General features: G+C 62.0%; 7 protein-coding genes and 1 pseudogene. 4 read left to right on the top strand and 4 right to left on the bottom strand.

Going from position 1 to position 7,633, the window contains the following annotated elements; translation table 11 throughout:
• Window positions 1-414 precede the first annotated feature (414 nt).
• The 3 genes from B3H64_RS10415 to B3H64_RS10405 all read right to left on the bottom strand — a co-directional run bounded on the left by B3H64_RS10415 (window position 415) and on the right by B3H64_RS10405 (window position 3,780).
• The gene (locus tag B3H64_RS10415; protein WP_286734929.1) at window positions 415-1,743 is read right to left on the bottom strand and encodes a sodium-dependent transporter; all 1,329 of its coding nucleotides are present in this window, start codon (window positions 1,741-1,743) and stop codon (window positions 415-417) included.
• A gap of 50 nt (window positions 1,744-1,793) precedes the next feature.
• Window positions 1,794-3,182 carry a tryptophanase gene (locus B3H64_RS10410; protein ID WP_286734927.1) on the bottom strand — a complete coding sequence of 463 codons (1,389 nt, stop codon included), beginning with the start codon at window positions 3,180-3,182 and terminating at the stop codon, window positions 1,794-1,796.
• A 124-nt stretch (window positions 3,183-3,306) separates the two neighbouring features.
• Window positions 3,307-3,780, bottom strand: a complete 474-nt coding sequence (locus tag B3H64_RS10405) for a DUF6514 family protein (protein ID WP_050617129.1) — start codon at window positions 3,778-3,780, stop codon at window positions 3,307-3,309.
• 189 nt (window positions 3,781-3,969) lie between these two features.
• On the opposite strand from B3H64_RS10405, the gene B3H64_RS10400 reads away from it, so the two are divergent.
• From B3H64_RS10400 to B3H64_RS10385, 4 genes and pseudogenes are all read left to right on the top strand, one after another.
• Complete coding sequence (locus B3H64_RS10400; RefSeq protein ID WP_050617128.1) at window positions 3,970-4,350, top strand: helix-turn-helix domain-containing protein; 381 nt, start codon at window positions 3,970-3,972, stop codon at window positions 4,348-4,350.
• Between the two features lie 135 nt (window positions 4,351-4,485).
• On the top strand, window positions 4,486-5,115 hold the full coding sequence (locus B3H64_RS10395) for an HDIG domain-containing metalloprotein (RefSeq protein ID WP_242853666.1): 630 nt from the start codon (window positions 4,486-4,488) through the stop codon (window positions 5,113-5,115).
• 15 nt (window positions 5,116-5,130) lie between these two features.
• The gene (locus tag B3H64_RS10390) at window positions 5,131-7,110 is read left to right on the top strand and encodes a thioredoxin domain-containing protein (RefSeq protein ID WP_286734922.1); all 1,980 of its coding nucleotides are present in this window, start codon (window positions 5,131-5,133) and stop codon (window positions 7,108-7,110) included.
• A gap of 69 nt (window positions 7,111-7,179) precedes the next feature.
• Window positions 7,180-7,449 (top strand): annotated as a pseudogene (locus B3H64_RS10385) (cupin domain-containing protein); the annotation flags it as partial.
• Here B3H64_RS10385 and B3H64_RS10380 read toward each other — a convergent pair.
• Window positions 7,450-7,633: hypothetical protein (locus B3H64_RS10380; protein WP_286734920.1), on the bottom strand; the 184-nt coding region annotated here is incomplete at its 5' end. It lies immediately after the preceding pseudogene.

Below are 7,633 nucleotides of genomic sequence, written 5' to 3'. Positions count from 1 at the left end.
CGTGCTGGCCACCATAGCAGAGGAGGAACTCTAACGGCTTGCCGGTTCGGCGGTCATCTGATCCAAAATCGGCAGAAATGCTCCCACATGGGAGGTAAAAGGCGGGACCGTGATGCGGCGGACTTGGCGCGGTCAGCCGGTCCTGGTATGGATGGAGACCGGGAGGATATCTCCACCTGAGGCGGCCCGCATCCAAGGCTTCCATGTGGTTTCACCTCTGTGCTGAGGGCTTGCGGCGGGAGGATGTCCGGCAGGAGTGTGGGCGCCAGCAGTCCGGCCGGGTGAAGAGAGAGACCCAAGCAACCGCACAGACCATGTTCCGGCCTGTTGAGTTCGGCGGATCAACTGACAGCGGGGCCTCACCGTACGGTGAGGCCCCGCTGTCAGTTTGCGGATGCCGGCGGGAAAAGCGGCTCAGATCCCCCCTTTGGCGATGCCCAGGATGATGACGGCCAGCGTGACCAGACAAAATACATACTTGCCCAGATAGGTCACCCACTGTCCAGGCCGCGAAGCCCGACCCTTGCCCATTTCCGAGCGGACAAAGTCGCTGCCCATGACCCAGAAGAGCAGTACCGCGGAGATCAATGCGCCGATGGGGATGATGTAGATGGAGACAGCGTCCATCCAGGCGCTGACCACGTCGCCGTTTTCAATAAAGACGCCGACGGCGGCCGCGGCACCGGTGACGATCAGGCTGGCCTTTACCCGCGAGAGCTGGAAGCGGTTTTGCAGGGCCTCAATGGGCGTTTCAAACAGGTTGACGATGGAGGTGAGGCCGGCAAAGAGGATGGCGATGAAGAAGATCACGGAAATCAGCCGCCCGCCCAGAATGCTCTGGAAGATGGCGGGCATGGTGATGAACATCAGGGGCGGCCCGGAGGAGGGGTCCAGTCCGAAGGCAAATACGGCGGGGATAACCACCATGGAGGCCAGGATGGCGGCGAGAGTGTCAAAAATGGCGATGCGTCGGGCGCAGACGATGCAGTCTTCCCCATCGTTCAGGTAGGAGCCGTATACCACTGTGCCGGAGCCGGCCAGGGACAGGGAGAAGAAGCACTGTCCCAGGGCATACACCCAGGTGTCGGCTTTGAGCAGGTATTCCCACTGGGGGATAAACAGATAGCGGTAGCCGTCGGCGGCGCCCGGAAGGAAAGCCACCCGGATGGCCATGATGAGGAAGAGAAGAAAAAACAGGGGCATCATAAACTTGTTGATGCGCTCGATTCCGCTGTTGATGCCGGCGATCATGACGACAAAGGTAATGGCCAGGGCCAGCATGTGCCAGCCGATGCTGCCAAAGTCGCCCACGATGGCGCCAAAGTAGGCGCCGGTATCACCGGACAGCATCGATCCGGTGACCGACCCGGCGGTATAGCGCAAGACCCACGCCATGACTACGGCATATCCGATGCCAATGGCCAGAGAGCCCGCCACGGGAATGATGCCGATGCTTTTCAGCGGCAGATTATGCCAGGTCAGGGCCTTGCGGAAGGTGCCCAAAGGGCCGGTCCGCCCCCAGCGGCCAAAGGCGATCTCGCCGGACACGCCGATCAGACCCAGGAACAGCGCGATGGTAAAATAGGCGACCAGGAACGCGCCGCCGCCGTATTTGGCGGCCCGGTAAGGAAAGGCCCAGACGTTGGCCATGCCCACGGCGGAGCCGATGCAGGCCAAGATGAATCCCCAGCGGTCGCCCCACTGTGCCCGGTCTGGGGTACGGGTCTTGCTTGCTTCTCCCATGAAAACACCTCATTCTTTCCCGTCTGATTTCTGGGGGGAGCTGGGGAGGATCATGCATCAATGGGGGCCAGCGTGGCCTGGAAGTGGCGCAGCACGTTTGGACCCCACACGATGCGGTAACCGTGCTGCAATTCCTCGCGCCGCTGCCAGACGTTGTGGATGGCCTCCACCGCCAGATCGAAATGGGACTGGGTGTAGACCCGGCGGGGGATGGCAAGACGGGTGAATTCGTTGATGGAACGCACCGCCTCCCCGGTGTCCGGGTCCGGGTCCATCATGTAGGAACCAATGTCGCAGGCACGGATGCCGCACTCCTTGTAGAGCTCCACGCTCAGGACCTGACCGGGGAACTCGTACCACGGGATCTGCGGATAGAACTTCTGGGCGTCCAGGAAGATGCCGTGTCCGCCGGCCGGCTTCTGATAGGGGATGCCCAGCTCATCCAGGCGGCCGCCGAGGTAGGCGATACTGCCCAGCCGGTAGGTCAGGTAGCTCTCGTCCATGCCCTCGTACAGGCCCACGGCAAGGCATTCCAGGTCGCGCCCGTTCAGGCCGCCGTATGTATAGAACCCCTCGAAGCTGATGCAGTTGGCCTTGATGCCGGGGATCAGGGGACTGTCCGGGTCCTTGATGCCGATGACACCTCCCATATTGACCAGCGTATCCTTTTTGGCGGACATGGTGAACATATCGGCGTAGCTGAAGCACTCCCGCACGATCTCCGGGATGCTTTTGTCGGCGTAACCCGCCTCCCGCTGCTTGATGAACATGGCGTTTTCTGCATAGCGGGCGGCGTCGATGCAGAGCGGGATGCCGTATTTTTGGCAGATCCGGGATACCTCCCGCAGGTTGGCCATGGAGACGGGCTGCCCGCCGGCCGAGTTGTTGGTCAGGGTCATGACCACCAGCCCCATGTTTTCCGGGCCCTTTTCCAGGATGGTCTGCTCCATGAGCGCGGTGTCCATGTTTCCCTTGAAGGGGGCGACCAGCTCGGGGTGCTTGGCTTCCTCGCAGACGCACTCCAGCGCTCGGGCACCGGAGAGCACCACATGGCCGCGGGTGGTGTCAAAAAACAGGTTGGCCAGGGCGTAGGTTCCTGGGTGCAAAAGGTTGGGAAACAGGACCTTTTCGGCCGCCCGGCCCTGGTGTACCGGGCAGAAAAAGCCGTAGCCGAACACGTCCTGACAGGCTTGGATAAAACGGTAGTAGCTCTTCGCGCCGGCGTAGGCCTCGTCGCCCCGCAGGAGCCCCGACCACATCTCCGAACTCATGGCGTTGGTGCCGGAGTCCGTCAGGGTGTCGATGTAGACATCCTCCCCCTTCAGGAGGAACAGGTTGTAGCTCGCCTCCCGGATCTTGTCACAGCGCTCTTCTCGGGTCAGCATTTTGATGTTTTCCACCATTTTAATGCGGAACGGCTCGGGAATGTACTTGACCATGCTTGATACCTCCAAAATAAACATATATTTGCAGGTACCCCGGTCCCCGGCAGTGCGGAGTGGCTGCGCCGGGTAGCGGACAGTACAGGCTGACGGGGGAGTATTCCATTGTGGGGCCGGCGACCTACCGGCCGATGTGATCCAGCACGACCTCTTCGAAGTGGAGGGGGGACAGGTGACAGGCGTTGAGCTGATTGGCCAGGTGCAGGACGGGCTCCCGGTAGGTGGAGATGTCGCGGATGACGCGGATCTGGACCCAGGCGTCCGACTGGTGACAGAGACACTGAAGGCCATAGGTTGTGTATGTCCCCAGTGTGACGTCCTCCACCGTGGAGCAGATGGCCTGATAGCGCGCCCCGCATTCGGTGGGGACCGCGGTATCGGGCGACTGCCGGTCCAGCATGTCCAGCACTCCCTGGCAGCGGGCCTGCCATTGGGAGAGGGTCTGGCTGTGGAAGCGCCTCCCCCGGAGCAGGTCGGTCAGATTCTGCGGCGTGGTGTGCAGCAAGCGCGCAAAGGCCTTTTGCGGGATGTTGCGCCGGTTGAGCTCCGGCAGCAGCCATAGCCCCAAATCATTCAGCGGGCGTCTCTTCGTCATCGTCTTACGCTCCCATCTTGTTGTGGAGATTGGTGCTTTACATCGCACAAAGAATAATGTTAAAATGTAGTTGGAACTCTGTGGCAATATCGTAAGGCAAGGGACGCAAGCCGTCAAACGCCAATGTGAACGGCGGCCATCGATCAGGACGACGGCCGTGATAAAATGGATAATCGCAGGTGATAAAAAATGCTTTCGACGCGGCTGAAAGAACTGAAAGATCAAAGAAAGTTAACGAACCAACAATTATCGGATTTGTCAGGGGTGCCGGTGGGTACGATCAACCGTATCATGGCCGGTCAGACCGATAACCCCAGCTTTCAGACCGTATGCGACATGGTGATGGCCATGGGCGGGTCGCTGGATGAGCTGGCCGGAATCCAGACGCCGGGCGGCGGGGAGCCATCGCCGCCGGGTGAGGATCTGATTCGGCTATATGAGAGGACCATCGAGGGGAAGGAGAAGTGGCTGTATCGCCTGTTCTTTTTGTGCTGTGTGCTGGTAGCAGTTTTACTGGGTGTGCTGATCTATGACCTGACTCACCCGATGGTGGGATTCTTCCGACAGTGAGGACATTCAAAATGCGCATGGCTTGCGATTGGAAGCCATGCGCATTTTGATGCTTTTTGAAGGGGGGCGAAGAATGAGGATGCCCCGGCATAACCCCGCCCAAATCCGCAATACTAGCAGGGAGGTGATGGCAGCGTGCGGAAGGCAGACGAGCCGGCCGGTCATACGGCGGCGGAAGAGGAGCTGTTTCGGGCGGTGGAACGGCACCTGATGGAGGATGTCCGCCCCAGCGTGGCACTGGAACGGCTCTTTGCCGAACCGACGCCCCCGGCGTTTGCGGTGCTGCGGCGGCTGAAGGACACGCCTCAGTCTCCGGTACACCACCCGGAGGGGAACGTGTGGAACCACACCATGCTGGTGGTGGACGAGGCGGCAAAGCGGCGGGCAGAGAGCCGCTGCCCCGCCGCGCTGATGTGGGCGGCATTGCTCCACGATATCGGCAAGCCGGACACGACGCGGGTCCGGAGGGGGAAAATCACCTCCTACGACCATGACAAGGTTGGCGCAGAGCTGGCCCGGCGGTTTTTGTCCGGGTTTTCCATGGAGCCAGCCATGATCGACCGGGTCTGCGCCCTGGTCCGATCCCACATGCAGGTCCTCTTCGCGGCAAAGGGGCTGCCCTTTGGCGATGCAGCGGGGATGAAGGCCCATGCCGACATCCAAGAGGTCGCCCTGCTGGGCCTCTGCGACCGCATGGGCCGGCTCCATGCAGACCTGGAGGAAGAGACAGAGAACATCCGGACGTTTCTGCGCCTGAATACGTAAAGGAGAGAAACCACCATGCCGAACCGACTGCAATATGAAAAATCACCATACCTGCTCCAGCACGCGGAAAACCCCGTGGACTGGCGGCCCTGGGGAGCGGACGCCTTCGAAGAGGCCCGCCGGGAGGATAAGCCGGTGCTGCTGAGCATTGGATACTCCACCTGCCACTGGTGCCATGTCATGGCGCACGAATCGTTTGAGGACGAAGCGGTGGCAGAGGCGGTCAACGGGGCCTTTCTCCCCATCAAGGTGGACCGGGAGGAGCGGCCGGACGTGGATGCGGTCTATATGGCAGCCTGTATTGCCCAGACTGGCTCCGGCGGCTGGCCCCTCACGGTGCTGCTGACTCCGGAGCAAAAGCCCTTCTGGGCGGGAACCTATCTCCCCCGGCGGCAACTGCTGTCCCTGCTGGACCAGGCGGCGCGGCTGTGGCGGGAGGACCGCGGGACCCTGCTCGCGGCGGGGGATGCGCTGACTGAATTTCTCCGGCGGGAGGAGGCGGCCCGGCCCGGCGTACCGAAACGGGAGCTGGTGGAGTCCGGGGCGGCGCTCTTTCGCCGGATGTTTGACCGGCAGTGGGGCGGCTTTGGCCAGGCCCCCAAGTTCCCGGCTGCACATAATCTTCTGTTCCTGCTCTGCTACGCCGGGCGGACGGGAGACGTGGGGGCGCGGGAGATGGCGGAGAGTACCCTGGAGCATATGTACCGGGGCGGGCTCTTCGACCATGTGGGCGGCGGCTTTTCCCGGTATTCCACCGACCGGCGGTGGCTGGTGCCCCACTTTGAGAAGATGCTCTACGACAACGCCCTGCTGGCAATGGCCTATCTGGAGGCGTATCAGCAAAGCGGCCGCTCCTATTACCGGACTGTGGTCCGGCGCACGCTGGACTATGTACTGGCGGAGCTCACAGACCCTCAGGGCGGATTCTGCTGCGGCCAGGACGCCGACAGCGAGGGGGTAGAGGGCAAGTATTACGTCTTTACGCCAGAAGAGCTGGTAAGGCATCTGGGATCGGAAGCGGAGCTCTTCTGCCGCCGGTTCGGGGTGACTGGCCGGGGGAATTTTGAAGGGAAAAGCATCCCAAACCTCATCGACACACCGGACTGGGAGACGGAGCCGGAGGACTTGAGGGCCCTTCTGGCCCGTGTCCGCAGCTACCGGCAGGGCCGGACGCGGCTCCACCGGGACGACAAGGTCCTCACCGCCTGGAATGGCCTGATGATCGCCGCCCTGGCCCGAGCGGGGCTGGTTCTGGAGGAGCCCTGTTACCTGGAGGCCGCGCAGCGGGCGGCGGCGTTCATCCGGCGGGAGCTGACCGGCGCGGACGGCGGCCTGCTGGCCCGCTGGCGGGAGGGGGAGGCCGCCCACCTGGGCAAGCTGGAGGACTATGCGTTTTATGCCTGGGGTCTGCTGGAGCTCTATGGGGCCACCCTTCGGATCGAATGCTTCGAGGAGGCGGAGCGGACGGCCCGGCGGCTGCTGGAGGACTTTTTTGACGAGGCGGGGGGCGGCTTTTACCCCTATGCCAAACAGGGGGAGCAGCTCATCACCCGGACCAAGGAGACCTACGACGGCGCCATGCCCTCCGGAAATGCGGCGGCGGCGCTGGTGCTCTCGCGGCTGGCGCGCCTGACCGGAGAGACCCGCTGGCGGACGGCGGCGGAGCTTCAATTCCGATACCTGGCGGGAGCGGCGCAAGACAATCCGGCGGGGCATAGCTTTACCCTCCTGGCGCTGCTGGAGGAGCTTTGGCCCACCGCCGAGCTGGTCTGCACGTCACGGGAAATCCCGGCGGAGCTTGTGGCCTTTCTGGGCAAGCGGTCCCGACCCGGCCTCACCGTCCTGGTAAAGACGCCGGAGAACGGGGCCAGGCTGGCCGTGCTGGCGCCCTTTACGGCGGAGTACCCCTGCCCCGCGGCAGGGGCGCGTTATTACCTGTGCCGGGAGGGCGCCTGCGCCCCGCCGGCAGAGCGGCTGGAGGATGTACGGGTGTAGCACGCGGCTCTGCCCCGCCTGTGAGACAGTGACGATGGCAATGGTGGAGATTGAGCCGGGGGCCATGCGGGAGAGATCCATTGGCACACCAACAACGATGAGTTCCAGTATTATGTGGGGGGCAAGGCTCGCAGGACTGTCTTTATGCCCGGCCCCAAGGCCCGCACCTTTAACCACCAGGCAGGGGACGTAGGCTATGTGCCTGTGGGAGGGTTCCACTATATCCAGAACACTGGGGACGAGACACTGATTTATCTGGAAGTGTTCAATTCCAGCCACTACTCGGACATCTCTCTGGCGCAGTGGATGGCGAATACGCCCAAAGAGGTCATATTTTGACTACAAAAGAAACTGGTGGATATTGGGTCCGAAAATGTAAAAAATGCGCAGGAATAGGCCGGCGGAAGGACAACGGTTGTTTTGCCTGGTGGTGCCGTCAAGAGTTGGACCTGTTGACAAAGGCAAAAATTCTGCCGAAACTCGCAGAGGTATCGGCAGAATAGTAAATATGGAGATAAAAAAG

The organism is Intestinimonas sp. UBA1698 (genome assembly GCF_002320075.1).
GTDB classification, from domain to species: domain Bacteria; phylum Bacillota; class Clostridia; order Oscillospirales; family Oscillospiraceae; genus Intestinimonas; species Intestinimonas massiliensis.
This window is presented reverse-complemented; position numbering and strand designations above follow the sequence as displayed.